21 protein-coding genes are annotated in these 25,497 nt (G+C 57.2%); 6 read left to right on the top strand and 15 right to left on the bottom strand.

Going from position 1 to position 25,497, the window contains the following annotated elements:
* Positions 1 to 3 precede the first annotated feature (3 nt).
* A complete protein-coding gene (locus tag WFN75_RS14965; RefSeq protein ID WP_046885528.1) occupies positions 4 to 891 on the bottom strand; it encodes a LysR family transcriptional regulator in 888 nt (295 codons plus the stop codon).
* A 101-nt stretch (positions 892 to 992) separates the two neighbouring features.
* On the opposite strand from WFN75_RS14965, the gene WFN75_RS14960 reads away from it, so the two are divergent.
* Together WFN75_RS14960 and WFN75_RS14955 are read left to right on the top strand one after the other, a co-directional pair.
* Entirely contained in the window at positions 993 to 1,403 is a 411-nt protein-coding gene (locus tag WFN75_RS14960; RefSeq protein ID WP_263616647.1) for a CidA/LrgA family protein, read from the top strand.
* Entirely contained in the window at positions 1,396 to 2,085 is a 690-nt protein-coding gene (locus WFN75_RS14955; protein WP_046885526.1) for an LrgB family protein, read from the top strand. The genes WFN75_RS14960 and WFN75_RS14955 overlap by 8 nt, the downstream gene beginning before the upstream one ends.
* A 26-nt stretch (positions 2,086 to 2,111) precedes the next feature.
* Here the strand turns inward: WFN75_RS14955 and WFN75_RS14950 are convergent, their stop codons facing one another.
* Both WFN75_RS14950 and WFN75_RS14945 read right to left on the bottom strand, forming a co-directional pair.
* The gene (locus WFN75_RS14950) at positions 2,112 to 3,392 is read right to left on the bottom strand and encodes an ABC transporter substrate-binding protein (protein WP_207292815.1); all 1,281 of its coding nucleotides are present in this window, start codon (positions 3,390 to 3,392) and stop codon (positions 2,112 to 2,114) included.
* Positions 3,393 to 3,500: 108 nt separating this feature from the next.
* Positions 3,501 to 4,796 carry a Gfo/Idh/MocA family protein gene (locus tag WFN75_RS14945; protein ID WP_046885563.1) on the bottom strand — a complete coding sequence of 432 codons (1,296 nt, stop codon included), beginning with the start codon at positions 4,794 to 4,796 and terminating at the stop codon, positions 3,501 to 3,503.
* Positions 4,797 to 4,843: 47 nt separating this feature from the next.
* Between WFN75_RS14945 and WFN75_RS14940 the strand changes: the two genes are divergently transcribed.
* Complete coding sequence (locus WFN75_RS14940) at positions 4,844 to 6,412, top strand: hypothetical protein (RefSeq protein WP_336996420.1); 1,569 nt, start codon at positions 4,844 to 4,846, stop codon at positions 6,410 to 6,412.
* 205 nt (positions 6,413 to 6,617) lie between these two features.
* Here WFN75_RS14940 and actP read toward each other — a convergent pair whose 3' ends face one another.
* From actP to acs, 3 genes are all read right to left on the bottom strand, one after another.
* On the bottom strand, positions 6,618 to 8,267 hold the full coding sequence (gene actP, locus WFN75_RS14935) for a cation/acetate symporter ActP (protein ID WP_046885523.1): 1,650 nt from the start codon (positions 8,265 to 8,267) through the stop codon (positions 6,618 to 6,620).
* Positions 8,264 to 8,578, bottom strand: coding sequence for a DUF485 domain-containing protein (locus WFN75_RS14930; protein WP_046885522.1), 315 nt, complete (start codon positions 8,576 to 8,578; stop codon positions 8,264 to 8,266). The genes actP and WFN75_RS14930 overlap by 4 nt, the downstream gene beginning before the upstream one ends.
* A gap of 109 nt (positions 8,579 to 8,687) precedes the next feature.
* Positions 8,688 to 10,646, bottom strand: coding sequence for an acetate--CoA ligase (acs, locus tag WFN75_RS14925; RefSeq protein ID WP_336996419.1), 1,959 nt, complete (start codon positions 10,644 to 10,646; stop codon positions 8,688 to 8,690).
* 420 nt (positions 10,647 to 11,066) lie between these two features.
* Here acs and gltP point away from each other — a divergent pair, with 420 nt between their 5' ends.
* Positions 11,067 to 12,380: a glutamate/aspartate:proton symporter GltP gene (gene gltP, locus WFN75_RS14920; RefSeq protein WP_046885520.1), complete on the top strand. Its 1,314-nt coding sequence runs from the start codon at positions 11,067 to 11,069 to the stop codon at positions 12,378 to 12,380.
* 31 nt (positions 12,381 to 12,411) lie between these two features.
* Here the strand turns inward: gltP and WFN75_RS14915 are convergent, their stop codons facing one another.
* The 3 genes from WFN75_RS14915 to fdhF form a co-directional block, all read right to left on the bottom strand.
* Positions 12,412 to 13,086: a tetratricopeptide repeat protein gene (locus tag WFN75_RS14915; protein ID WP_046885519.1), complete on the bottom strand. Its 675-nt coding sequence runs from the start codon at positions 13,084 to 13,086 to the stop codon at positions 12,412 to 12,414.
* A gap of 115 nt (positions 13,087 to 13,201) precedes the next feature.
* Positions 13,202 to 13,354, bottom strand: coding sequence for a Hok/Gef family protein (locus WFN75_RS14910; protein ID WP_040077580.1), 153 nt, complete (start codon positions 13,352 to 13,354; stop codon positions 13,202 to 13,204).
* A 287-nt stretch (positions 13,355 to 13,641) separates the two neighbouring features.
* A complete protein-coding gene (fdhF, locus tag WFN75_RS14905) occupies positions 13,642 to 15,789 on the bottom strand; it encodes a formate dehydrogenase subunit alpha (protein WP_336996418.1) in 2,148 nt (715 codons plus the stop codon).
* Between the two features lie 244 nt (positions 15,790 to 16,033).
* Between fdhF and WFN75_RS14900 the strand changes: the two genes are divergently transcribed.
* Positions 16,034 to 16,765: a response regulator gene (locus tag WFN75_RS14900; RefSeq protein WP_040077577.1), complete on the top strand. Its 732-nt coding sequence runs from the start codon at positions 16,034 to 16,036 to the stop codon at positions 16,763 to 16,765.
* Here the strand turns inward: WFN75_RS14900 and WFN75_RS14895 are convergent.
* The 6 genes from WFN75_RS14895 to WFN75_RS14870 form a co-directional block, all read right to left on the bottom strand.
* Positions 16,730 to 17,773 carry a carbohydrate kinase family protein gene (locus WFN75_RS14895; protein ID WP_336996417.1) on the bottom strand — a complete coding sequence of 348 codons (1,044 nt, stop codon included), beginning with the start codon at positions 17,771 to 17,773 and terminating at the stop codon, positions 16,730 to 16,732. The two genes, WFN75_RS14900 and WFN75_RS14895, sit on opposite strands and share 36 nt — an antisense overlap.
* Positions 17,773 to 18,633, bottom strand: a complete 861-nt coding sequence (locus WFN75_RS14890; RefSeq protein WP_040077576.1) for a ketose 1,6-bisphosphate aldolase — start codon at positions 18,631 to 18,633, stop codon at positions 17,773 to 17,775. The genes WFN75_RS14895 and WFN75_RS14890 overlap by 1 nt, the downstream gene beginning before the upstream one ends.
* Before the next feature lie 10 nt (positions 18,634 to 18,643).
* Positions 18,644 to 19,330: a D-lyxose/D-mannose isomerase gene (locus WFN75_RS14885; RefSeq protein ID WP_263616639.1), complete on the bottom strand. Its 687-nt coding sequence runs from the start codon at positions 19,328 to 19,330 to the stop codon at positions 18,644 to 18,646.
* 120 nt (positions 19,331 to 19,450) lie between these two features.
* Positions 19,451 to 20,392 (bottom strand): ABC transporter substrate-binding protein, encoded by a 942-nt coding sequence (locus WFN75_RS14880; RefSeq protein WP_046885513.1) that lies wholly within the window; start codon positions 20,390 to 20,392, stop codon positions 19,451 to 19,453.
* 31 nt (positions 20,393 to 20,423) lie between these two features.
* Positions 20,424 to 21,419: an ABC transporter permease subunit gene (locus tag WFN75_RS14875; protein WP_040077573.1), complete on the bottom strand. Its 996-nt coding sequence runs from the start codon at positions 21,417 to 21,419 to the stop codon at positions 20,424 to 20,426.
* A 2-nt stretch (positions 21,420 to 21,421) separates the two neighbouring features.
* A complete protein-coding gene (locus WFN75_RS14870; RefSeq protein WP_040077572.1) occupies positions 21,422 to 22,936 on the bottom strand; it encodes a sugar ABC transporter ATP-binding protein in 1,515 nt (504 codons plus the stop codon).
* Between the two features lie 236 nt (positions 22,937 to 23,172).
* Here WFN75_RS14870 and WFN75_RS14865 point away from each other — a divergent pair, with 236 nt between their 5' ends.
* Complete coding sequence (locus WFN75_RS14865) at positions 23,173 to 25,455, top strand: ATP-binding protein (RefSeq protein WP_336996416.1); 2,283 nt, start codon at positions 23,173 to 23,175, stop codon at positions 25,453 to 25,455.
* Positions 25,456 to 25,497: the final 42 nt, after the last annotated feature.

The following is a 25,497-nucleotide window of genomic DNA, read 5'->3' as shown; positions in this document are numbered from 1 at the left end:
CGTTCAGGGTGAGGGGCTCCAGAATCCTTCGCAACACTGCAGCCACGCCCGTGCGCTGTGGGATAAATAGACCCCTTCACGCCAAATCATCCCCAACTGCCAGTGGAGATCGCTCTCCAGCGGGATCCAGCGCAGCGTATTTTTGTCCAGCCGCTCGCAGATGGGCTGCGGCAGAATCGCAATGCCTACCCCGGCCTGCACCATGGCGGCCAGAAAATCCCACTGCCCGCTGCGCACGGCAATGCGGGGCTTCACGTCGTGTTGATTAAAGAGCTGCATTAACTGGCGGCTAAGGGCGAAGTCTTCGTTATAAATGAGCAGTGGATGCCCGGCCAGCAGCTCGGGTTTAACCTTGTCAATCTTGAGCCAGTCACCCGAGCGTGGCACCAGTACGCACAGCGGGTGGCTGAACAGCGGCAGGGTCGCGAGGCCGCTCTCCTCTTCAACGGGGAGGGCGGTCATCGCCAGATCCAGCTCGCCGTTAATCACCGCCTGCTGCACGGTTAGCCCGCCAAACTCGGCGATTTTAAGCTCCACGCCCGGATAGCGCTGACGGAACAGGCTGATGGGCCCGGCCATCATCATTCCGACCATCGGCGGAATGCCCAGACGCAGTAAGCCTTTGTTCAGGTGGTTGATATCACTGAGTTCAGCTTCGAGTTGCCGAAACTCGGCCAGAATCGCCAGCCCACGTTCGAACACCACCCGGCCGGTATCAGTGAGCAACAGCTTGCGTCCGTCGCGAATGAGCAAATTACAGTTGAGTTCATCTTCGAGGTTTTTCAGCATCTTGCTGATGGTGGGTTGGGTGACAAACAACTTCTCCGCTGCGCGAGTAAAACTCTGCTGGCGTACCACTTCGACAAAATAGCGCAGCGTTCTGATGTCCATAACTATTCCTCGAAACTATATATTCGATGATTTTAATTCATTTCAGTGGATTAGGTGTGCTCACTATACTGGCGCTCCGTCTCATTTTTGAGGAATAAGCCATGGCCGTGGCGTTAAGTCGTGTTACGCCTGCCGTTGTGCAACGACTCCAGGTGCCCGTACAGGTACTGCTGTATGCCGCGCTGTTCGTTTTTGCGGAGTATCTGGTGAACTGGCTGCATCTGCCGCTACCTGCCAACCTGGTGGGCATGTTACTGATGTTGGCCCTGATCCTCTGTCGCATTCTCCCCCTGAAGTGGGTACGCGCGGGGGCCCGCTGGCTGCTGGCGGAGATGCTCCTCTTCTTTGTCCCTGCGGTGGTGGCGGTGGTGAATTATGCCCAACTGCTGATGGTGGACGGCTGGCGTATCTTTGCGGTGATTGCCCTCAGTACGCTGATGGTATTGGGCGCCACCGCGTGGGTGGTAGACAGGGTCTATCGCTTTGAGATCAGCAGGCTGAAAGATGAGTAATTTTCAGATAAGCCTCTTCTGTCTGGTGATTACGCTGGTGATCTATTTCGCCAATAAACGCCTCTATCGCCGCTTTCATAAATTGCCGCTAATGCCGCTGGTCTTCACGCCGATCCTGCTGGTGTTGATGCTGATCCTGGGCCATATCTCCTGGCAAAACTATATTGGCGAATCGCACTGGCTGCTGTGGCTGCTTGGGCCGGCAACCATTGCGTTTGCGGTACCGGTTTACGACAACCTGGCGGTGATTAAGCGCCACTGGATGTCGCTCACCGCGGGCGTCATCACCGCGACGGTGGTGGCCGTCACCAGTTCAGTCTGGCTGGCGCGGCTGTTCACGCTCTCTGACGAGATCCAGCGTAGCCTCGCGGTGCGCTCGGTCACGACCCCTTTTGCTCTGGCCGCGGCGAAACCGCTCGGCGGACAGCCCGATCTGGTGGCGCTGTTTGTTGTCGTCACTGGGGTGTTTGGCATGGCGGTAGGCGATATGCTGTTTTTACGCCTCTCCATCCGCGAGGGGATGGCGAAAGGGGCCGGCTTCGGTGCCGCCTCCCACGGGGCGGGCACCGCCCGATCCTATGAGCTGGGTCAGCAGGAGGGGGTGGTCGCCAGTCTGGTGATGATGCTCTCTGGCGTAGTGATGGTACTGATTGCGCCGCTGGTGGCGTGGGTGATGTTTTAGGCCGCCGTTGCCAGCGGCCTGCTGGATTAGCGATTCAGACGGCGCACAATGCGTTCAACCTGCTGGCGAAACTCGGCCGCAACCTGGGCAGGCGTGAGCTGGCCCTGGTCTAGCTTTTCACGCGCCGAGGTGAACTGATCGATGATTTGTAAATCCTCGATATACGGGGTGGCGACTACTGTGGTGTGCAGCGCCTGGGCCTGGCGCAAACCGGCAATCACCGGATCGTTCGGGTCAATAATTCCCTTCCCGGTGAGCAGCGTTTCTGCCGATTTGTTCAGCGGAATACCGCGCTCCAGCCCCAGTGCTTCCACCGACTGCGGATCGTTGAGCAAGAAATTGATCAGTAAAGCGGCCTCTTTCGGATGTTTTGTGGATTTCGCCACCGACAACATCTGCGCCGTTTTAAAGTAAGCGCCAGACTCTTTTGCGCCAGGCTGCATTACGTAATCTCCCAGCACCAGCTTCGCCGGTGGCGTCATGTTGTTGGCAAACATCCGGATCGTGATATTCCAGGTAAACAGGCCGCCCCATTCGCCGTTGATCCAGGGCTTCATCTCATAGAGATTCCCCTTGCCGTAGGCAGAGAGCGTTTTTGGCGAGGGCAGGACATGCTCGTCACTTAAGCGCTTCAAAAAGCTAAACGCTTCCGCCCACTGGGCATCGTCCCAGCCGAACGACCCGTCGCGGTTAAACATCGGTTTTTGATACTTCTGCATCATCCAGGTATTCAGCAGCAAGATGACATCCTGATCCACCATCGCGTAGGGATAGGCGTTATTGCCCAATTTTTGCTGGAACACTTTTCCGGCGGCAAAAAACGCATCCCAGTCTTTGGGATAAGCCAGCCCGGCCTTTTGCCAGGTGACGTCGTTATAGTAAAAGACCGGCGCGTTGACTGAGATAGGCAAGCCGTTAAGTTTGCCTTTTACCGTGGTGGAGGCGAGATCGTTGGCGGAATACTGACCTAAATCCAGCGTATCTTTGAGTTTATAGAGGTCGTAATACCCTTCGCCGTTTTTAGAGAAGATGCTTAGCCACGGCCAGTTGGTTTGCATGACGTCCGGTTCGGTGCCGCTGGCCATTTGCGTGGTCAGGCGCGCGAGGTGCCCGTCCCAGCCGGTGTATTCGGCCTTCACGTGGATATGGGGATAGGTTTTCTCGAAGGCTTCCAGCGCCTTCAGCGTGGCCTGATGGCGGCTGTTGCCCCCCCACCAGGACATACGTAATTCAACGGGCTGTTGCGCCCAGGTGGAAGTACAGGAAAATAACAGCGATGCGATGACACCTGATACGAGTTTATTCATTTTTGTCTCCGGGACAGAGGCAGCATTATTGTTATTAAACAGGTGAGTAACTGCACAATACTGACCAGCAGTTTCGGCGCAGCCTCCTGCCGCGCCGTTGAGAAGCACTTAAGATTTAGTAAGACGAGAGACCAGCTCAAACTCCGTAAAGTTCACCGGTCGCTGCAGCTGCATAGAGAGATTGCCCGCAATGCCAGTGAGGATAGACATCGCCCCGGCGCGGTGATCGGCTGCACGCTGCAGGGGATCGTTGCCCGGCTCGCCAAACAGATCGGCCAGCATGGCGTTATCGCCGCCGCCGTGCCCCCCTTCGCCCAGGCTGAATTCTGCCTTCCACGGCTCGGCGAACATTGGGAAGACGGTGATGTCGCACTGCTCCAGGCTCCCCTCGTTTTCGCGTTTACCCCCGGCGTTAACGTAAGATTTCTCAATGATTTTCATCTCCAGACGACCTTCGGTGCCGTTGAAGACCACGTTGAGCCCTTCCCAGGGCAGATAGGCGTTCAGTGAATAGGTAAGCTGGACCTGATTCTGATACTTCACCAGCACCGACATAGTGTCTTCGATGGTGATGCCATCACTGAATACGCTCTGATCGCGGAAGTAGTTATCTTCATGTTCGGCATCCAGATAGAGCGCTTTAAGCTGAGCGTTATCTGCCATATGCAGCGCGAACGGATCGTCTTTCGCTTCGGCGAAGCCGTGGGCGCGGGGATAGAAACGGGTCACGCCGCGTTTTTCTGCGTTCTCTTTACCGTAGAACTGCAGGCTACCTTCGGCGTAGACCCGCTCCGGATAGCTGCCCAGCCAGAAGTTCATCAGGTCGAAGTGGTGGGTGGATTTATGCACCAGCAGGCCACCGCTGTTGCGCTTTTCGCGGTGCCAGCGACGGAAATAATCCGCGCCGTGTTCGGTGTTAAGCAGCCATTCGAAGTGAACGGAGGTGACCTTGCCAATCACCCCCTGCATCAGCAGTTCACGCACTTTGCTGTGGTGCGGCGCGTAGCGGTAGTTAAAGGCCACGCGCACGCTGCGGCCCGTCTCCTCAATGGCATCAAGAATGCGCAGCGCACGTTTCTCATCGATGGTCATCGGCTTTTCGGTGATCACATCGCACCCGGCGTGCAGGGCGCGAACGATATAGTCATCGTGGGTGCGGTCCATTGTGGTCACGATGATGCTGTCCGGGCGGGTTTCGCGGATCATCTCTTCAAACTGCTCCGCTTTCCAGGTAGAGACCGGCGCGGCTCCTTCGTTCTGGAGTAACTGGTTCGCATAGTCCATGCGCGTCTGGTTGGTATCGCAAAACGCGACCATCCTGGCATTTTCACGCCAGGCTCCCCCAATGGCAGAGATATATAAACCCGCACGACCTCCCGTTCCGACCAGCGCATATTTTTTCATGGCATCCTCGATTAAGATAAGAAAATAAATATCAGCAAGGTGGCGCAATGAAACGTATTCCACATCAATTGATGGAGCTGAATAGCACCTTTATTTGGCACTGGCCCTGGTTTATTCAGGGAGTGGCAAGCGCAAAGCAGCATGGTTTCACCGGCATCATCCTGCACCAACAGGAACTGCTCTCTCTTCTTGCGACGCCCTCGCCGTTAAGCGCAAAACTTAACGTCGAGAACTTAATTCATCAGCAAAATTACGCGCTGCAATATTTAAAACGTGTCGATCGTTACCTGGCGGAAAATAATTTAACGTTCTGGCTTCAGGGAGAGGCCGCGCCGAACGACGACATTATTAAGCGTAAATTTCCTGAACTGAGCTTTGATGAAAAAAGCACGCCCGATTTCTGGCACCCTTTCTATGCGTCAATTCTGCATCCGTTATTAGCCTCTTTGCCCCATCTCAGCGGCCTGATTCTTAGCCTCACCACCCCCGATTTTCAGACCACCGGCTGGCAGCAGAGCCTGCATGATGTCTGGAGCCTACTGCGCGGGCAGGGTAAGAAACTGATCCTGCGTGATTTCATTGATGACAGCTGGCCGCGACAGCAGCTGTCCAGCATCCTGGCCCGTTTATCAGACGATGTACGCGCCTCGATTAAAGCCACGGAGCTGGATTACCACCCCGGTTTTGCCAACCATCCCCACATCGCCACGCTGCCGGGGCATAAAAAGTGGATCGAATACGATCTTTTCGGCACCGGATATGGCTGGACCGCGCTGCCTTGCTATCTGGCCGATGAGATCAGTGGGCGCCTGAGCTGGGCGCTAAGCGCGGCTGAAAACGAAATCGAAGCCATTACCTCACGGGTGAGCTGGCAGTGGCTACCGGATAGCCGGGTGATGGACTCGGCTAACGCCATCAATCTCTTCGGTCTGTCTGCCGCAAACCAGCAGGACGATGCCGCACGGACCACGCCGTTTGAGCGCTGGGCAGAGCAACAGCAGCTCGGTTTTCGCTCCCTGCAGGACAAGCATCAGCTCGCGGCCATTTTGCATGCCAGCTACGACTGGCTTTGTAAGACGCCAAACTTCCTTGGGCGGCGACTGCACTATCAAAGCCAAATCCCGGAGAGCGTGGCCCAGGCACAACAACTGCTGCATATGGACACCCGCAGTGCCAACTGGCTGCATGCCTGGCAACCGCTGATGCCTGCCGACGATCCCGCGCTTGGCAAAGAGCAGCGAGAGCGGGTCGCGCTGGAAAAAGAGGCCGCCTGCTTTATCGCGTCGCGCACGGTGCAAAACCTGCGTGAGTTGATGCCGCGTATCGCCTGCCCGAACGACACCCTGGAGATCCTGCTGGCCGCCTGGCGTAGCGCAGAAATCTACAGCCAGATGTTCTCCCGCGTGGCGGCGGCTGTCACCGATGTGCTGTGGCTTGACCATTACGGTGCAAACAGCCTGCCCGCGACGACTCTGCAGCGACACCAACAACATCTGCACGAATACGCCGAGACGCTGGCGCACTGGCTGGAGCATCCTCCCGCCGGTGGGCCGCTGTTCCTGCCGCTCCTGCTTAGCCCGGCGCGTCTCACGCAATTTGCCGAAAGCTTGCGTTAAAGCATAAAAACTGTGGCCAGGGTTGTCTGTACTGGCCGCAGAGGGAAAGGGGGGGTTTGAGGTAAAAACGGGAAAAGTGTGATGGCCTTTACGAAACAGAGATAAAGCCTGTGAAGTGGGTCGGCTTTTTTTGTTTTGGTGACGTGATTAACGTCACCTGAAGAGGGGAAAACTGTGATCCCCGACCAGAGGCCGGGGAGCCATTTTAGTGTGCGCGGCCCTGCTCAACGCCGAGACCGGTTTGTGAACGGATAAACTGGGCGCGGAATTTCTCGCGCTCAAGATTCCCTTCCGCTGAGTTGTCAGTGGCAGAGAAGACCCAGATACCGATGAAGGCCACCGCGATAGAGAAGAGCGCCGGATATTCATACGGGAAGATGGCGCTTTCATGTCCGAGGATCTGTACCCAGATGGTCGGGCCGAGGATCATCAGGATCACCGCCGTCAGCAGGCCAAGCCAGCCGCCAATCATCGCGCCACGCGTCGTCAGTTTTGACCAGTACATGGAGAGCAGAATGATAGGGAAGTTACAGCTCGCTGCGATGGAGAAGGCCAGGCCGACCATGAAGGCGATGTTCTGGTTCTCGAACAGGATCCCCAGCAGGATGGCAACCACCCCCAGCACCAGTACCGTGATTTTGGACACTTTCAGCTCATCGCGCTCGCTCGCCCCTTTACGCCAGACGTTGGCATACAGGTCGTGAGAAACCGCAGACGCGCCCGCCAGCGTCAGGCCGGCGACCACCGCCAGAATGGTGGCGAAGGCCACGGCAGAGATAAAGCCGAGGAATAAGTTACCGCCCACGGCATCGGCCAGGTGCACCGCCGCCATGTTGTTGCCGCCAATCAGCGCGCCCGCTGCGTCTTTGAAGGCCGGGTTCGCCCCCACCAGCATGATCGCACCAAAACCGATGATAAAGGTCAGGATGTAGAAGTAACCCATAAAGCCGGTGGCGTAGAAGACGCTCTTACGCGCTTCACGTGCATCGCTCACGGTGAAGAAACGCATCAGGATGTGCGGCAGGCCTGCGGTACCGAACATCAGCCCCAGCCCTAACGACAGGGCGGATATCGGATCTTTCACCAGTCCACCGGGGCTCATGATCGCTTCCCCTTTCGGGTGGACCGCCATCGCTTCGGTAAACAGGTTATTGAAGCTAAATCCAACGTGCTTCATCACCATAAAGGCCATAAAGCTGGCACCAAACAGCAGCAGCACGGCTTTGATGATCTGAACCCAGGTGGTGGCGAGCATGCCGCCAAACAGCACATACATCACCATCAGTACGCCCACCAGCACCACGGCAATGTGGTAGTTGAGGCCGAACAGCAGCTGGATAAGCTTACCGGCACCCACCATCTGGGCAATGAGGTAAAGGGCGACCACCACCAGCGAGCCGCAGGCGGAAAGCGTGCGGATAGGACCTTGCTTCAGACGATAGGATGCCACGTCGGCAAAGGTATAACGCCCGAGGTTACGCAGACGCTCGGCGATCAGGAACAGAATAATCGGCCAGCCGACCAGGAAGCCGAGAGAGTAAATCAGCCCGTCGTAGCCGGAGGTGTACACCAGCGCGGAGATCCCGAGGAAGGAGGCGGCAGACATAAAGTCACCGGCAATCGCCAGCCCGTTCTGGAAGCCGGTAATGTTACCGCCTGCGGTGTAGTAGTCGTTACGGGAGCGAACGCGTTTTGATGCCCAGTAAGTGATGTAGAGCGTAAACACCACAAAAAGAAGGAACATCACAATGGCTTGCCAGTTGGTGGGCTGGCGTTCAACCGCACCGGTAATGGCATCCGCAGCGTTTGCCGCAAAGGGAAGGGTGGCGGCGAGCGCCGTCAGAACTCTCTTCATGATGCTTTTACCTCGCGCAGTACGGCCTTGTTCAGACGGTCAAATTCGCCGTTAGCGCGCCATACATAGACGCCCGTCAGCACAAACGAAATCACAATCACACCAATGCCAATCGGGATCCCGCGCGTGACGCTGGTGCCCGCATGCAGTGGCGTGCCGAGCCAGTGCGGCGCGAACGCAATCAGCAGAATAAAGCCGACATAGATAATCAGCATAATGATGGACAGCATGAAGGCAAACCGTTGCCGTTTTTCCACGAGCTCCCTGTAGTGCGCACTATTCTCTATCTGCTGACAAATATGGTCATTCATCACAGAGTCTCCAAAGGTAAGGTTGGTTTGTTTTTGTTCCCTCTCCCTGAGGGAGAGGGTTAGGGTGAGGGCATCAGACCGCCCCTCTCCCACGGGGAGAGGGAGAAAATTATGAAGGCATTGCGATGGCCTGCTTCTCTTCGAGCAGTTTTTCCACCACGCCAGGATCCGCGAGCGTTGAGGTATCGCCAAGATTACTGGTATCGCCTGCGGCGATTTTGCGCAGAATACGGCGCATAATCTTGCCGGAACGGGTTTTCGGCAGGGAGTCTGTCCAGTGCAGCACATCCGGCGTGGCAAGCGGGCCGATCTCTTTACGTACCCAGTTGCGCACCTCGGCATAGAGCTCCGGCGTTGGCTCTTCGCCATGATTTAACGTGACATAGGCATAAATCGCCTGGCCTTTAATATTGTGGGGGATGCCGACGACAGCGGCTTCCGCGATCTTCGGATGCGACACCAGCGCCGATTCGATTTCAGCGGTACCCAGACGGTGGCCAGAGACGTTCAGCACGTCATCCACGCGGCCGGTGATCCAGTAGTAACCGTCTTCATCGCGACGGGCACCGTCACCGCTGAAATACATGTTTTTAAAGGTAGAGAAGTAGGTCTGCTCGAAGCGGTCATGATCGCCAAACAGCGTACGCGCCTGGCCTGGCCAGGAGTCGGTGATCACCAGGTTGCCCTCGGTAGCCCCCTCCAGCGCATTGCCTTCGTTATCCACCAGCGCAGGCTGGACGCCAAAGAAAGGACGCGTGGCAGAACCCGCTTTCAGTTCGGTCGCACCCGGCAGCGGGGTGATCATGAAACCGCCGGTTTCGGTCTGCCACCAGGTGTCGATAACCGGGCATTTTTCATTACCAATCTTCTTCCAGTACCACTCCCACGCTTCCGGATTGATGGGTTCACCCACGGAGCCCAGGATACGCAGGGAGGAGCGATCGGTTCCTTCAATCGCTTTATCGCCTTCTGCCATCAGGGCACGAATCGCGGTAGGGGCGGTGTAGAGAATATTCACTTTATGCTTATCCACCACCTGGCTCATGCGCGCCGGGGTCGGCCAGTTTGGCACCCCTTCGAACATCAGCGTGGTGGCGCCACAGGCCAGCGGACCATACAGCAAATAGCTGTGGCCGGTGACCCAGCCTACGTCAGCAGTACACCAATAGATGTCGCCCGGATGGTAATCAAAGACATATTTGAAGGTGGTCGCCGCATACACCAGGTAGCCGCCGGTGGTATGCAGTACCCCTTTCGGCTTGCCGGTGGAGCCAGAGGTATAAAGGATAAACAGCGGATCTTCCGCGTTCATCTCCTCAGGCTGATGCTGGTCGCTGGCCTGCTCAATCAGATCGCTCCACCAGAGATCGCGGCCCGCCTGCCACTCAATGTTGCTACCGGTGCGTTTGAACACCACTACGTTGCTTACGCTTGTGACGTTCGGGTTTTTCAGGGCGTCATCGACGTTCTTTTTCAGCGGAATGGTACGGCCGGCACGTACGCCCTCGTCGGCGGTGATCACCAGTTTTGAGCTGGAGTCGATAATGCGGCCGGCAACCGCTTCCGGCGAGAAGCCGCCAAAAATCACGGAGTGCACGGCACCGATGCGGGCGCAGGCCAGCATGGCAACCGCAGCTTCGGGCACCATTGGCATATAGATAGCGACCACATCGCCTTTTTTGATGCCCTGAGAGAGCAGCACGTTGGCAAAGCGGCAGACGTCGCGATGCAGTTCGCGGTACGTGATGTTTTTGCTCTGCGAGGCGTCGTCGCCTTCCCAGATAATGGCTGTCTGGTCGCCGCGCTCGGCGAGATGGCGATCGAGACAGTTCGCGGCCAGGTTCAGGGTGCCGTCTTCATACCATTTAATCGAGACGTTACCCGGCGCGAAGGAGGTGTTCTTTACCTTCTGATAAGGGGTCATCCAGTCGAGGATTTTTCCCTGCTCACCCCAAAAGGTTTCAGGGCTGGAGACAGACTGTTGGTACTTCTCCTTGTACTGCTCCGGATTGATCAGGCAGCGGTCCGCAATGTTTGCGGGAATGTCGTGTTTGTGGATTTGGCTCATGGCTTTTTTTCTCCTTGTAAGATGTTAATAATATGTCGCAAAAACGTTAATAGTAGGGGCTTTGCCAGCTTTGTTTACTATTTGGGCGACAGATCACGCAATAATTCAGGAGTTCAAAAAACGACCGAATAACACTTTATCTTAAAATAATTGCCCTCAATGATTATTTACATTTATGGATAAAAAAGCGTTTTTATAACAAAAGGTTATTAATCATCACTGGTGGAAATTAGCGTCATAAAGCATTTTGTCAGTCAAATGCCTCGTTCTTAAAGGCTTGCGCAGCATGGCATGCAAATGATACTGATACGCCGCGTTAAAAAACCCCATAAATGAACGCAACACAATTCATACCCTTTCAGTATGTGTCGTCCTCACGCTTTCGCGAGGCCGATCACTTCATTGAGGAAGTCTGTTTTTATGAAAAATTTGAAAGTCAGCCTGGCCTGGCAAATTTTGCTGGCCCTTGTGCTGGGTATCTTGTTGGGTAGTTATCTGCATTATCACAGTGACAGCCGCGAATGGTTGATCGCCAACTTGCTGTCGCCGGCAGGCGATATCTTTATTCATCTGATCAAGATGATTGTGGTCCCAATCGTTATCTCGACGCTGGTGGTAGGTATTGCGGGCGTGGGTGATGCGAAACAGCTGGGACGTATCGGGGCAAAAACCATCCTTTATTTCGAAGTGATCACTACGGTGGCTATCATTCTTGGCATCACGCTGGCAAACGTATTCCAGCCTGGTGCGGGTATTGATATGTCGCAGCTGGCAACGGTGGATATTTCGAAATACCAAAGCACAACGGCCGACGTGCAAAGCCATTCCCATGGCCTGATGGGCACGATCCTCGCGCTGGTTCCCACCAATATCGTGGCCTCCATGGCGAAGGGCGAAATGCTGCCAATTATCTTCTTCTCCGTCCTGTTTGGCCTGGGTCTGGCATCGCTGCCTTCTACCCACCGCGAGCCGCTGGTCACCGTGTTCCGCTCCATCTCCGAAACCATGTTCAAAGTTACCCACATGGTGATGCGTTATGCGCCGGTAGGGGTGTTCGCGCTGATCTCCGTCACCGTGGCCAACTTCGGTTTTGCCTCCCTGTGGCCGCTGGCGAAGCTGGTGATCCTGGTACACTTCGCCATCCTGTTCTTCGCGCTGGTGGTGCTGGGCATCGTGGCGCGACTGTGCGGGTTAAGCATCTGGATTTTGATTCGCATCCTGAAAGATGAGCTGATTCTGGCCTACTCTACCGCCAGCTCCGAGAGTGTACTGCCGCGTATCATCGAGAAGATGGAAGCCTATGGCGCACCGGCGTCGATTACCAGCTTCGTGGTGCCGACCGGCTACTCCTTTAATCTCGATGGCTCAACGCTGTACCAGAGTATTGCCGCGATCTTTATCGCCCAGCTGTACGGTATCGACCTCTCGCTGTGGCAGGAAATCGTGCTGGTACTGACCCTGATGGTGACCTCGAAAGGGATCGCGGGCGTGCCGGGCGTCTCCTTTGTGGTGTTGCTGGCCACGCTGGGAAGCGTGGGGATCCCGCTGGAAGGACTGGCGTTTATCGCCGGTGTTGACCGTATTCTCGACATGGCGCGTACCGCGCTGAACGTGGTGGGGAATGCTCTGGCGGTACTGGTTATCTCTAAATGGGAACACAAATTCGACCATAAAAAAGCGCTGGCGTATGAACGCGAGGTGCTGGGCCGTTTTGATAAGACTGCCGATCGGTAATGCCGCTTCCGCCCTCTTGCGAGGGCGGAATTTACTCCCCGCTTAACGCCTCAAACTCTTCGCAGCCGGTATCAAACCCTTCAGTACAGCTCAGATTAAACCAGTACAGCGCTTTCTGTTTATTTGGCGTGATAAAGCCTTTCTCTCCCTGCTGAAATACCTTCCCTGCCCAGTACTCGGCATAACCGGTGCGCGAAAGGGTAGAGCTGCGCTTAAACCAATCTGCAGCCTGAACATCATCCTGCGCCACTTCCACGCCGTTCGCGTAGATCAGCCCCAGCAGCAGTTGGGCATCCACGGCGGCGTCATCTTCGGTATTGGCTGCCGCTTTTTGCAGCAAGGTAAGCGCCTGCGGATAGTCGGGGGTTCCGGCTTCGGTATTGACCAGCAGGCGCGCCAGCATCACGGTGCCGGGCATACTGCCAGCCAGCATTGCCTGCTGGGCCAGCCCTTTTGCCTGCGGGTAATCGCCGTGCTTGAACTTGATCTGCGACAGCAGCGCCATGGCATCAACATCGCCGCCGGTGGCCGCTTTTTCGGCCCACACCTCAGCCTGTTTATCGTTACCGGAGCTGTACCAGGTCTCTGCAAGGAGATACTGGGCGCGACTGTCGCCCGCCTCGGCCTGAGCCTGGTACTGGCTACCAATCTCATCGGCGCAGGCCAGGGAAGAGGAGAGCAGCAGCAGGTAGAGAAGATGTTTCATCTGTTCATTTCTTTTAAGGAGATTGCGCGCAGTATAAGCGGGGTACGAGAAGAAAAAAAAGGGTGCGTTAAGGCACAACATCCCACAATCGGGCGGGAAACCCCGCCCGCTGAAGTTAGCCTGCACCGCAGGCTAATTTAGCCGCCACTTCATGTTGCCCACTCTTTATTGTGAGTTCGCATAATGCACCGCGATTAATAAAGGTGAATAACACAATTGTCAGGCAAATAATTAATATGATGCCCAACGCATACTTTAATGGCGTCATGCCTTTTACTCCTTGCAAAGAAAAGAATAAGAGGCTACCTTCAACTTGTTGGGAGTTGAGAGGTAGCCTCGGTTAATGGAAACATTACCGGGGCTTTTCACTTTCTGTCTCTCAACACGGCTTAAGACAGAAAGCCTTAAGCACCCGCCGTTATTCTTATTCGTATGAAATAAAAAGCAAAGATGTAAATACATATCGAGTTAATTACATTTTTCTGGAAGGAAGTCCGCAAAATAATATTCACAGAAATGAGTTTCTGTGAATATTATAAAAGCGGGATAAATAAATTATCCCGCAGCGTTTTCACGAAGTCGGTTTTTAAGCTGCTTATATTCCTCTTGTACATCGCGTTCGGCCGCCGCCTGATCGGCAATCGGCTCAACCCTTACGGCACAATATTTATACTCCGGCGTTTTTGTTATCGGGCTCAGGTTTTCCGTCACCAGTTCGTTGCAGGCCCCAATCCACCATTGATAGGTCATATATACCGCGCCTCGGTTTGGCCGTTCGCTGACCTGCGCCCGGGTCATTACGCGTCCTTTGCGCGATTGCACCCAGACCAGCGCCTCATCTTCAATGCCTAACCGGGCGGCATCGGCGGTATTGATCTGCACATAGCCGGGTTCATCCGCCAGGGCAGAGAGGGCGGCGCAGTTACCGGTCATGGAGCGGCAGGAGTAATGGCCTACCTCGCGTACGGTAGAGAGCACCATCGGATACGCAGCGCTCAGCGTATCTATCGGTGCCGACCAGTCGCAGGTGTAGAACTGCGCCAGCTCGTTCGGGGTATCGAAGGATTCGGCAAAGAGCCAGGAGGTTCCTTGATCGTGGGCGGACTCATCCCGGCACGGCCACTGGATATACCCCAGCTCGCCCATTTTTTCGTAGGTGGCGCCGGTAAAGTTGGGGCAGAGATAGCGCAGTTCATCCCAGATCTGCTGCGTGTTGTTATAGTGCATGGGATAACCCATTCGGGTCGCGATCTCGCTGATGATCTGCCAGTCCGTTTTCAAATCCCACTGGGGCTCCACCGCCTTGAAAAAACGCTGGAATCCCCGATCTGCTGCGGTGTAGACCCCTTCATGTTCGCCCCAGGACGTAGACGGCAGTATGACGTCGGCGGCGGCGGCCGTTTTGGTCATAAAGATATCCTGCACAATGACCAGATCCAGCGCCGCGAAAGCTTCACGCACCGCCGACAGTTCGGCATCAGTTTGTAAGGGGTCTTCGCCCATGATGTACGCGGCCCGCACCTCACCCTGCGCAACGCGATGCGGCAGCTCGCTTATCCGATAGCCGTGCCGCTCGGGCAGATGCTCAACGCCCCAGGCCCGGGCAAATTTTTCGCGATTTGCCGCGACGGTTACCGGCTGATAGCCCGGATAGACATCCGGCAGGGCGCCCATATCGCAGGCCCCCTGAACATTATTTTGCCCACGTACCGGATTAACGCCCACGTGCGCCTTGCCGAGATTGCCCGTCAGCATCGCCAGGCTGGTGAGGGCACGTACAGTCTCCACGCCTTGCCAGAACTGCGTTACCCCCATGCCCCACAGCAGGGTGGCGGTTTTTGCCCCGGCATACATCCGCGCGGCCTGACGGATATCCCGGGCGCTGACGCCGGTGATGGCTTCTACCGACTCCGGCGAATAGTTTTCGACAACGTTTCGATATTCGTCGAAACCTTCTGTTCGTGTGGCGATAAAGCTCGCGTCATACAATTTCTCGGTAATGATCACCTGCCCGATAGCATTGAGCAGGGCGATATTAGAACCATTTTTCAACGCGATATGCAGGTCGGCGATGCGGGCAGTCTCTATCCGCCGGGGATCGCAGACAATAATTTTCGCGCCGTTCTGTTTCGCCTGAATGATGTGATTCGCCACGATCGGGTGTGAATCGGCCGGGTTGTAGCCAAAAATAAAGACCAGATCGGTATTATCGATCTCATTGATGGCATTGCTCATGGCGCCGTTACCCACTGACTGGTGCAGACCTGCAACCGAGGGGCCGTGTCAGACGCGCGCGCAGCAGTCGACGTTATTGGTGCCAATAACGGCGCGGGCAAATTTCTGCATCACATAGTTGGTTTCATTCCCGGTACCGCGAGACGAGCCCGTCGTCTGGATGGCATCCGGCCCGTATTGTTCTTTGATGGCGCTCAGGCGCCGGGCAACATAGTCCAGCGCCTCGTCCCAGCTTACGGCGACGAGCTTACCGCCGCGGACAGGGCGAATCATGGGGGTTTTTAACCGCGGGGTCAGGATCCCGGTATCGTTAATAAAGTCCCAGCCGTAGTAGCCCTTCAGGCACAACGTTCCTTGATTGGTCTTACCCTGTGCGGGCTCGGCCCGAACGATTTTGCCGTTATCGACCACCAGCGTTAACTTGCAACCGGAGGCGCAATAGGGGCAAACCGTGATGACGTTTTTCATCGGTATCGCTCCAGATAATCGAATTCATGGTTATTATGCAGGCCCATAAGACCTATTTTTATTGTGGAAATACCCTGACTTTACGGCGGATCCCTGGTCAATACCCTGATAGAAAACAGTCATTCGACAAAATCCCCTGCGGGATGTGATGTCGCCTGAAATTTCGATACACAAAAGTCGAAACGGCTGGAGCCAGTGGCAGAATCGGCCAGACTGAAAGTGATCTCCCTGACGGAACTGTGCGATGAAACCCGCGATCCTGGTCGTCGATGACGATACCGCCGTGTGCGAACTGCTGCAGGATGTGCTGAACGAGCATGTCTTTACGGTGCATGTGTGCCATACCGGCCATGAAGCCCTGCGCCTGGCGCAGAGCGACGCCTCCATCGCGCTGGTGCTGCTGGATATGATGTTGCCTGACATCAACGGGTTGCAGGTTTTACAGCAGCTACAAAAACAGCGTCCGGCGCTTCCGGTCATCATGCTTACCGGCTTAGGCAGCGAATCGGATGTGGTGGTGGGGCTGGAGATGGGGGCCGACGACTACATCGGTAAGCCTTTCAATCCCCGGGTGGTGGTGGCCCGGGTCAAAGCGGTGTTACGTCGTACCGGGGCGCTGGCCGCCGAGCCGGTCGCCGTTCGTCACGGCGGTATCAGCTTTAACGGCTGGACGCTGGATACCCAACGCTGCGAACTGAGCGACGCCCAGCGCAGCGTAGTGCCGCTTACCCAGGGAGAGTACAGCCTGCTGCTGGCGCTGACGCAAAACGCCCGCCGGGTGCTGAGCCGTGAACAGCTGCTGGAGCTGACGCATAGCGAAAGCGCCGACGTGTTTGATCGCACCATCGATGTGCTGATTATGCGTCTGCGGCGCAAAATTGAGGTGAATCCACATCAGCCGCTGCTCATTAAAACCATCCGCGGGCTGGGCTATGTCTTTTCAGCCGATGTGCTGGATGGCGACCGCGCCGCTTAACCCCTGACGATGCTCATCAATAAACTGCTGTAACTCCGGCAACGTTTTCGCACCGTCGATAGCATTGGCCGCCAGCAGGCTGGCGCGAGCGCAGGCGTGGGCCAGCAGGATACTCTCTTCCAGCGGCTGCGACTCATGGCAACCGTATAAAAAACCGGCGCAAAACGCGTCGCCCGCCCCCACGCTACCGATGATCTCTGATTGCGACAGCCGCCAGGAGGGGATCCAGCGCCCCTCCTGACCGGGCTCTTGCCCCCATGCGCCTTCCGGGCAGTGAATTACCAGCCGCTCGTTGACCCCTGCCGCCAGCAGCCGTGCGGCCGCCCGGGCGATATTGGCCAGATCGGGCGTATCCTGGCTGTCGCGCATCTCCAGTCCGCTGAACTCCCCCGCTTCCAGCTCGTTAATGACCAGATAATCAACGTGACGCAGGGCAGGGCGCACCAGCGGCTGATAGCGTGGGTCGCCCTTACGGGAGACCAGGTCGAGGGAGGTTTTGAAGCCCCGATCGCGCATTTGCGCCAGCAAGCGAGCCCCGCGGGTGCCGAACGACGCGTCCGGCATGTCCAGGCTATCCAGCAGTAACAGATAGCCGAGGTGAAAGATTTTCAGGCTGTCGTCCAGCCGCTCGAAGGCCGGAAGATCCAGCAGACGATTGGCGCCAGGAGAGTGGAAAAAGGTGCGCTGGCCGCTGGGGTCGGTCATGACCTGCGACATGGATGTGGGGGCAAAGCTGGTGCGCTCTACCCGCTGGCGGTTGACATGATACTGGTCGAGCATCGCCATAATGTAATCGCCGTCGTTATCTTCGCCAATCAGCCCCACCGCCTGCAAAGGCAGACCTGTGTGCATTTTTGCCAGCGTAAGCAAGACATTGAGCGGAGCGCCTCCGGTGGCGCGCTCGCTGTGGGTGATCTCTGCCAGCCAGCCGCGCTCTGGCCAGTCGACGACCTGGTGAACATGATCCACCAGCATATTGCCTGCGGCGATAATGCCCTTGCGTTCCATCAGGCTTGCCCCGCGCTGCCGAAGATGCGCATCTGCTCAGCCACGGTGTCGGTGATCGCCTCTTCAATGCCCAGCAGCAACTCTGCGAACTCGTCATAAATCGGCTGTCGGTTGGCCATCCGCTGCTCTACCGAGGTCAACGCCGCCTGCGACATACCGGTATAGAAATTGATTTTATGAATACCCAGTTCGATGGCACGGCGGAAATCCGCATCGCTAATGCCGGAACCCCCATGCAGCACCAGCGGCAGACCGGTCTGCTGACGAATGGCGTCGAGCCGGGCGAAATCCAGCTTCGGCTCACCTTTGTATTTGCCGTGCGCATTGCCGATCGCCACCGCCAGGGCATCAATACCGGTTTGATCGACGAAATCACGGGCGAGCCGCGGATCGGTAAAGAACGCTTCATCCGCATGACCGTAGAGCGCGCCCCCTTCATCGCCTCCCACCGCCCCCAGTTCGGCCTCTACCGACACCCCAACCGCATGGCACATTTTCACCACTTCGCGGGTCTGGCGAATATTCTCCTCGTAGCTGAGGGTGGAGCCGTCGAACATCACCGAACTGAATCCTAAGCGCAATGCCCGCACTACCGCCTCAAAATGGAGGCCATGATCGAGGTTAAGTACCACAGGGATATCATGTCGGGCAGCTTCGAACCTCACCGCTTCCACCAGCGAGTCGAGGGAGAGATACTTAAAATGCACTTCGGCGATGTTGATGATAAACGGGGAGTTTTCTTGCCTGGCGGCGGCAAACAGCGCCCGCAGGAAATGGGAGTCGAGAACGTTAAACGCCCCCAGGGCATAGCGATGCTCACGGGCGTGAGCCAGCCCGTCGGCGAGAGAGATTAATGGCATGGTTCACTCCTTACAGGCGAAACAGGTTGTACTCGTTGCACAGCACCAGCACGGCGGGCTCGTCCTCTTCGACAGGGTTGTAGCGGGCTAATGGCTGCAAAAAGTGGTTATCGTGTTCATCGTCATTGACCGATGACACCTCGCCAACCAGCACATCGCCAAAGCCGCGCTCGCCCCAGAAGCTGTGATACAAACCCGGCGTCAGGCAGATGCTCTCCCCAGGCGTCAGGCGTAGCTGACTTCCCGGTGCATGAGTCTGGATGTTGCCGTCGATAACCACCGTCACGTCGGTGTTTTCGGTCTCTTCGTGCGCGTCCGCATTCCACAGCTCGATAATTAAATTTCCCCCACCGCGGTTAACGATGTCTTCGCGTTTTCGCCAGTGGAAGTGCATGGGGGTAACTTGCCCGTCGCGGACGTGCATGATTTTTTCGGCGTAGCACTTCTCATAAGGCACGCCGTTGGGTGAACCGTTGCGCAGGGTAAACAGCGTCAGCCCCTGGGCGTAAAAGTTATTGCTGCCAAAGGTCGTCACGTCCCAGCCCAGTTTCAGGTCGAATACTTCACGCCAGGCGTGGCGATCCAGCTGTTGCCACTGGGTGGGGGGGAAGCTGGCGAAAGGGGGTAAATGCACATTGTGCATAGAAAAAAATTGCCGCGTGTGGCCGAGGATTTCGTTTATGTCGGAGCGTTTCATGGGGACTCCTTGAATGATGTGCTGTCCCCCTCACCCCGACCCTCTCCCTCAAGGGAGAGGGAGGAAAGCTCCTGCGGCCTTCAGGCGGGAGAGGGTGAGGGGAAACAGGCCGTACAACGGTTACTTCACCGTCCAGCCTTTGTAATTACCCACACTGTTCTTATCAATCATCGTGACCGGGATCAGCACCGGCTCTTTTGGTGCCGGTTTGCCCTGCAGGATGTCATAGCCAATCTCGACCGCTTTGGCCGCCATCACCTGCGGGTCCTGCGCCGGGGTTGCCACGAACAGCGAGTTCTCCCGCTTCAGCGCCTCCTCCGCATCCGGGCTGCCATCCACCCCCACGATAAAGAACTCCTTACGCTGTGCCTGTTTTGCCGCCAGATCGGCGCCGATCGCCGTAGGATCGTTTATCGCGAAGACCCCATCAATCTTCGGATTAGCCGCCAGCAGGGAGGTCATCACCTCCAGCCCGCCTTCGCGGCTCCCTTTGGCGTTCTGGTTATCGGAAAGCACTTTGATATCCGGATGACGCTTGAACTCGGTCTGGCAGCCTTCCACGCGGTTTTGTACCGCAGAGACCGGCGGCCCGTTGATGATCACCACATTGCCTTTGCCTTTCAGGCGATCAGTAATGTATTTGCAGGCCATCTCCCCCGCCTGGGTGTTATCGGAGGTGATGGTCGCGTCGGCACCTTCTGCCGCCACGTCAACCGCGACCACAATAATGCCCGCCTCCTTCGCCCGCTTCACCGCCGGGCCGATACCCTTAGAATCTGCGGCGTTGAGAATGATCATGTCGACCTTCGCCGCAATAAAGTTATCAATCTGCGACACCTGTTGACCGAGGTCGTAGCCGCTGGAGACCAGCGTCACTTTCACGTTATCCCCCGCCAGTTTGCGCGCTTCCAGCTCGGCGCCTTTGGTGATCTGTACAAAGAACGGGTTGGCGAGGTCACCTACCGTCACGCCGATGGACTTCAGTTCTTTCGCCTGCACAAACGGCGTTGCGGCAAGCAGTGCGCCGGCACAGAGCGCGGTAACAAGAGGTTTTAAACGCATACTTTTTTCCTCGATTCGTAGGGTATTGTTGTTATGCACTTTGATGGTGTCGGGTACGGTATTTATCGATCAGCACTGCAATGATGATCACCGCCCCTTTAATCACCAGTTGCCAGAAATAAGAGACCCCCATCAGGGTCATGCCGTTATTGAGCGTGGCGATAATCAGCGCTCCCACCAGAGTGCCGGTGATGGTGCCAATGCCCCCCACAAAGCTGGTTCCGCCGAGGATCACCGCCGCAATGGCGTCCAGCTCATAGCCGGTGCCCAGGTTGCCGTTGGCGCTGTAGAGGCGGGAAGCGCTCATCACGCCACCCAGGCCAGAGAGCAGGCCGCTCATGCCGTAGACAAACAGCAGCACCATCCACACCTTGATGCCGGTTAAGCGCGCCGCCTGCATGTTGCCGCCGACCGCGTAGATGTGTACCCCCAGGGTGGTGCGGCGCAAAATAAACCAGCAGACGACGATCACCGCCAGCGCGATCACCACCAGCCAGGGCACCGGGCCGAGATAGTTATTGCCGATCCACTCGAAGTTGATATTGGAGTTGATCACCGTCGTACCGTCGGCCAGCAGATAGGCCGCTCCGCGCAGCGCGGTATAGGTACCCAGGGTGACAATAAAGGGCGGCAGTCCGGCGAAGGCCACCAGCGCGCCGTTAAACAGCCCCAGCACCATGCCGAGCATCAGCGCCGCCGGCACCGACAACATGGCGAACTCCGGGATTAGCGAGACCACCATCGCCGCCACCGCGGTGGTGCCCAGAATCGAGCCCACCGAGAGGTCAATGCCGCCGGTCAAAATAATGAAGGTCATTCCCGCTGCCAGCACGATGTTGATCGACGCCTGGCGGGTAATATTCAGCAGATTACTCTCGGTAAAGAAGTTGGGAGCGATAAAACCAAATACCGCCACGATCAGAATCAAAATCGGCAAAATGCCGATGGTTTGCATCAGATCGCCCATTAGCATTTTTTTGGCGGAGGCCGATTTGGCCACCTGCTGCGGAGTGTTGGAGTGCGTCATGGTTATACCGCCCGTTGATGAGAGTCGTTAACGCCGGTTGCCAGCGTCATGATGTTTTCTTGCGTGATATCCCCGCCGTGCAACTCACCCGCAATGCTGCCTTCACGCATGACATACACCCGATCGCTCATTCCCACCACCTCGGGTAGTTCGCTGGAGATCATCAGGATCGCCACCCCTTTGCGGGCCATCTGGTTCATGATCCGGTAGATCTCACTTTTGGCGCCGACGTCCACGCCGCGCGTAGGTTCATCGAGGATCAAAATGCGCGGGCCGATAGCGACCCAGCGGGAGATAAGCAGTTTTTGCTGATTGCCGCCCGACAGGCCACCCGCCCGCACCTGTGAGTGGGGGACGCGGATATTGAGCAGGGCGATGGCATCGTCCGAGATCGACTGGGCTTTTTTGCGGTTTAACATTCCCCAACTGGCATCGCGCTCGAGCGTCGCCATGGTGATGTTCTCCTGGGCTGCCAGTTCCAGGAACAGCCCCTGTTCTTTGCGGTTTTCGGTTAAAAAGCCGATGCCCTGGTCGATGGCCGCGCGAGGGGAGTGAATGACCACCGGCTCGCCGTCCACCTCAATCATGCCGCCGGTGGCCTTGCGCACCCCGAAGATCAGCTGCGCCAGTTCGGAACGCCCCGCCCCGACAAGCCCGGCCAGACCCACAATTTCTCCGGATCTTACCTGCAGGCTGCACGGCTGTACTTTGCCGCTGTCGGTCAGGTGATGAACGTTGAGCCGCGGGCTGCCGAGAGGGATATCCCGTTCTTTGTTAAACAGATCGCTGAGAGGCCGGCCCACCATCATGCGCACCAGCTCCGGGGCGTTAAGCCTGTCGCGGGTCAGGCTACCTACGTATTGCCCGTCGCGCAGCACGCTGACGCGGTCGGAAAGCTCGTACACCTCTGCCATGCGGTGGCTGATGTAGATGATCGCCATCCCTTCATCGCGCAGGCGCATAATGAGTTCGAACAGGCGGTGAGTTTCGCGTGAGGAGAGGGCGGCGGTGGGTTCGTCCATCACCAGGATGCGGCTATTGCGGTGCAGGGCGCGGGCAATCTCCACCTGCTGCTGCTCGGCGATGGTCAGCCTCATCACCAGGTCGGTGGCTTTGAACTGGGCGCCGAGACGGTCAATTACCGCCTGCGCCTGGGCGGCCATCTCTTTGCGCTGCACCAGCCCGCCGCGTGACAGTTCGCTGCCGAGGAAGATGTTTTCCGCCACGGTGAGGTTGGGGGCCAGCTGCATCTCCTGGTAGATCAGGGTAATGCCTGCGGCCAGCGCATCCTTCGGCCCTTTGATATGAAACGGCTGACCATCAATCAGGATCTCACCGCTGGTGGCGGTATAGGCGCCTGCGAGGATCTTCATCAGCGTGCTCTTCCCGGCGCCGTTTTCGCCCATCAGGGCATGGATTTCGCCGGGGAAGACCGTCAGATCCACACCCTTAAGCGCATGGAAGTTGCCAAAGGTTTTGGCAATGTTGCGCATCTCTAAGACCGGGGTCCTGCTCATGGCGGCTCTCCTGAGGGGGTAGATATCCGCACTTCATCACACCCTGATAAATGCAAAATGTCAGAAGCCATTCATATTTGTCATAGTTATGAATAAGTAATGTGGATCACATTTCCCCTCACCCTAACCCTCTCCCCGCAGGGGAGAGGGGACCGCACGGTGCATGCCTTTCCCCCTCGCCCCTCTGGGGAGAGGGCCGGGGTGAGGGGACAAAAAACGCCGAGGAACCTAACCCTATGTCATCACGCCGCCCCTCGTTTTTTGCCAGCGCCCGCGGCCGCCTGCTGATCTTCAATCTACTGGTCGTCGCGGTAACGCTGATGGTAAGCGGGGTGGCGATACTCGGGTTTCGCCACGCCAGCCAGATTCAGGAGCAGGTGCAGCAGCAGACGCTGGACGACATGACCGGCAGCATGAATCTGGCGCGGGAGACGGCGAATGTGGCCACCTCCGCAGTACGTTTATCGCAGGTGGTAGGCGCGCTGGAGTACAAAAGCGAAGCGGAACGGCTGAAGCAGACGCAAACGGCGCTGCGCCGCTCGCTGGAGACGCTGGCAGCGGCGCCGCTGGCCCGCAAAGAGCCTGCGCTGGTGGCGCGAATTATTGAGCGCAGCAATGCGTTGCAGCAAAGCGTCACCGGGATGCTGGAGCGCGGCCAGCGCCGCCATCTGGAGCGCAATGCGTTACTGAGCGCACTCTGGCAAAGCCAGAGTTATTTACGACACCTGCAGGATATTAACCGCCGCTTTGGCGGTAACCAGCCGGATGGGCAGTTACTGAGCGAGATGGCGCGGTTACTGATCGCGGCCATCGAAACCCCCTCTCCCCGGGCGACCATTCAGCAACTGGAGGCGGTGATGGCCTCGCTGCCGCACACCGCCGCGCAGCCTCTGGTTAATTTCGTGCTGCCGGACTTTAACGCCGAGTTACGCAGACTGGCTCCCTTATCCAGGCAACTGGAGGAGAGCGATCTGGCCATTAGCTGGTATATGTTCCACATCAAGGCGCTGGTAGCGATATTGAACAGCGACATTAATCTCTATGTGGAGCAGGTGGCGGCGGCCTCCGAACTGCGTACTCGCCAGAGCCACCAGGAGCTACGCTCAATCAGCCTGTTTATCACGGCGTTTGCCCTGCTGGCGCTGGTGATCACCGGTTTTGCCGGCTGGTATATCTATCGCAATCTGGGGTCGAACCTGACGGCGATCTCCCGGGCGATGTCACGCCTTGCTCATGGCGAGCAGGAGGTGTCGGTACCCGGTCTGCAACGCCGGGATGAACTGGGGGAACTGGCGCGTTCGTTCAGCGTCTTTGCCCGAAATACCGCGTCTCTGCAGCACACGACCCGGTTGCTGAAGGAGAAGAGTGGCCAGATGGAGATTGACCGTATCGAACGTCAGGGGCTGGAAGAGGCGCTGCTGCATAGCCAGAAGATGAAGGCCGTCGGGCAACTGACGGGCGGACTGGCGCATGATTTTAACAATCTGCTGGCGGTGATTATTGGCAGCCTGGAGCTGATTGACCCTGCATCGCCAGAGGCGTCAAGGGTGGGGCGCGCCCTGAAAGCGGCGGAGCGCGGGGCGCTCCTCACGCAGCGCTTGCTGGCCTTTTCGCGTAAGCAGTCGCTGCATCCACGGGCGATAGAGATGAAACCGATGCTGGAAAACCTCGGGGAGCTGATGCGCCACTCGCTGCCCGCCACGCTTTCGCTGGACATTGAAGCCCAGCACCCGGCATGGCCGGCGTGGATCGACGTCAGTCAGCTGGAAAACGCCATCATCAATCTGGTGATGAACGCACGCGATGCGATGGAGGGGCAGAGTGGCGTGATTAAGATCCGCACCTGGAACCAGCGCGTGACCCGTAGCGACGGGCGGCGACAGGACATGGTGGCGCTGGAGGTTATCGATCATGGCTGCGGCATGTCACAGGCGATCAAAGCCCAGGTATTTGAGCCCTTCTTCACCACCAAACAGACCGGGAGCGGCAGCGGGCTGGGGTTGTCGATGGTCTATGGCTTTGTGCGTCAGTCTGGCGGGCGGGTCGAGATCGAGAGTGCGCCGGGCCAGGGCACCGTCGTCAGGCTCCAGCTGCCACGGGCTACCCAGCAGGCAGTGATCCACAGCGAAACGACGCATGCTGAAGCGGCACCGCACAGTGACCGGCTGGTACTGGTGCTGGAGGACGAAGCCGATGTGCGTCAGACGTTGTGCGAACAGCTGCATCAACTGGGTTATCTGACCCTGGAGGCTGAAACCGGCCAGCAGGCACTGCAGATGCTGGAGGCCTCGCCGGATATTGAGATCTTTATCAGTGATTTAATGCTGCCTGGCGCGTTAAGCGGCGCAGAGGTGATCAACCATGTTCGCGTCCATTTCCCCTACCTGCCGCTGCTGCTGATGAGCGGCCAGGATCTGCGCCCAGCCCATAACCCTGCGCTGCCCGACGTGGAGCTGTTGCGTAAACCTTTTACCCGCGCTCAACTGGCACAGGCGCTGCGGAAGGTGACGCTGAATTGAGATTCCTCCGCTACTCGCGTTATCGGCCTTTCATTACCGTAA

Source organism: Leclercia sp. UBA7405, from assembly GCF_037152215.1.
Lineage (GTDB): Bacteria > Pseudomonadota > Gammaproteobacteria > Enterobacterales > Enterobacteriaceae > Enterobacter > Enterobacter pneumoniae.
Note: the sequence above shows the minus strand (reverse complement) of the source record. Positions and strands in the feature narration are given on the sequence as shown.

Bases quoted from the DNA above. Each gene is read 5' to 3' on its own strand.
- WFN75_RS14965 (WP_046885528.1), bottom strand. From the start codon at position 891: ATGGACATCAGAACGCTGCGCTATTTTGTCGAAGTGGTACGCCAGCAG.
- WFN75_RS14960 (WP_263616647.1), top strand. From the start codon at position 993: ATGGCCGTGGCGTTAAGTCGTGTTACGCCTGCCGTTGTGCAACGACTC.
- WFN75_RS14955 (WP_046885526.1), top strand. From the start codon at position 1,396: ATGAGTAATTTTCAGATAAGCCTCTTCTGTCTGGTGATTACGCTGGTG.
- WFN75_RS14950 (WP_207292815.1), bottom strand. From the start codon at position 3,392: ATGAATAAACTCGTATCAGGTGTCATCGCATCGCTGTTATTTTCCTGT.
- WFN75_RS14945 (WP_046885563.1), bottom strand. From the start codon at position 4,796: ATGAAAAAATATGCGCTGGTCGGAACGGGAGGTCGTGCGGGTTTATAT.
- WFN75_RS14940 (WP_336996420.1), top strand. From the start codon at position 4,844: ATGAAACGTATTCCACATCAATTGATGGAGCTGAATAGCACCTTTATT.
- actP (WP_046885523.1), bottom strand. From the start codon at position 8,267: ATGAAGAGAGTTCTGACGGCGCTCGCCGCCACCCTTCCCTTTGCGGCA.
- WFN75_RS14930 (WP_046885522.1), bottom strand. From the start codon at position 8,578: ATGAATGACCATATTTGTCAGCAGATAGAGAATAGTGCGCACTACAGG.
- acs (WP_336996419.1), bottom strand. From the start codon at position 10,646: ATGAGCCAAATCCACAAACACGACATTCCCGCAAACATTGCGGACCGC.
- gltP (WP_046885520.1), top strand. From the start codon at position 11,067: ATGAAAAATTTGAAAGTCAGCCTGGCCTGGCAAATTTTGCTGGCCCTT.
- WFN75_RS14915 (WP_046885519.1), bottom strand. From the start codon at position 13,086: ATGAAACATCTTCTCTACCTGCTGCTGCTCTCCTCTTCCCTGGCCTGC.
- WFN75_RS14910 (WP_040077580.1), bottom strand. From the start codon at position 13,354: ATGACGCCATTAAAGTATGCGTTGGGCATCATATTAATTATTTGCCTG.
- WFN75_RS14900 (WP_040077577.1), top strand. From the start codon at position 16,034: ATGAAACCCGCGATCCTGGTCGTCGATGACGATACCGCCGTGTGCGAA.
- WFN75_RS14895 (WP_336996417.1), bottom strand. From the start codon at position 17,773: ATGGAACGCAAGGGCATTATCGCCGCAGGCAATATGCTGGTGGATCAT.
- WFN75_RS14890 (WP_040077576.1), bottom strand. From the start codon at position 18,633: ATGCCATTAATCTCTCTCGCCGACGGGCTGGCTCACGCCCGTGAGCAT.
- WFN75_RS14885 (WP_263616639.1), bottom strand. From the start codon at position 19,330: ATGAAACGCTCCGACATAAACGAAATCCTCGGCCACACGCGGCAATTT.
- WFN75_RS14880 (WP_046885513.1), bottom strand. From the start codon at position 20,392: ATGCGTTTAAAACCTCTTGTTACCGCGCTCTGTGCCGGCGCACTGCTT.
- WFN75_RS14875 (WP_040077573.1), bottom strand. From the start codon at position 21,419: ATGACGCACTCCAACACTCCGCAGCAGGTGGCCAAATCGGCCTCCGCC.
- WFN75_RS14870 (WP_040077572.1), bottom strand. From the start codon at position 22,936: ATGAGCAGGACCCCGGTCTTAGAGATGCGCAACATTGCCAAAACCTTT.
- WFN75_RS14865 (WP_336996416.1), top strand. From the start codon at position 23,173: ATGTCATCACGCCGCCCCTCGTTTTTTGCCAGCGCCCGCGGCCGCCTG.